Source organism: Streptococcus sp. DD13 (assembly GCF_001578875.1).
In the GTDB taxonomy this organism is placed as follows: Bacteria; Bacillota; Bacilli; order Lactobacillales; family Streptococcaceae; genus Streptococcus.
Genome location: NZ_KQ969506.1, coordinates 1,313,064 through 1,313,563 on the forward strand (window position 1 = coordinate 1,313,064; position 500 = coordinate 1,313,563).

Below are 500 nucleotides of genomic sequence, written 5' to 3' on the forward strand. Positions count from 1 at the left end.
ATCCAATTCCTTTAGAATTTACATCCGTAAAAGAATGGAATACTTCTCTTCATCTATTTTTTATGTAGCGCTCTTAGTACCAACCATTTGCATTCCAAAAGGCTAAGGCTGCTGTCCAAGAACCGTACCGTTGACTCACGTATGCATCTGCTACACGCTCTTGATTCGCAGCAGAATAGTCACCATTAAGGTAAGATGCTGATAATTGATAACGACCAATGTATTGTCCGTTCGTAGCTGTATACGAGCCACCAGACTCACGTCGTGCAATTTCTTCTTTAGCGGCTGCTTCTGATCCAGTTACAGCTGTGTTAGAGGTTTGGGTAGCAGTCGTTGTTGTTTGACTTGATGCTGTTTGAGCTACTGTGGTTTGTGCCGCTGGCGTCACGACCTCTTCTTGTGTAGCCACTGTGGATGTAACCTCATTCGTAGACGTTGCGACGTTTGCTTTTGTTTTTCCATCAATTTCTAATGTTTGACCTACATAAATCAAATCTGGA

The 500-nt window shown here is 42.8% G+C and carries 1 protein-coding gene; it reads right to left on the minus strand.

Annotation, left to right across the window (positions count from 1 at the left end):
* Window positions 1–73: 73 nt before the first annotated feature.
* Window positions 74–500 (minus strand): aggregation-promoting factor (locus tag STRDD13_RS08490; protein ID WP_156471281.1); only part of this gene is annotated, 427 nt, incomplete at its 5' end.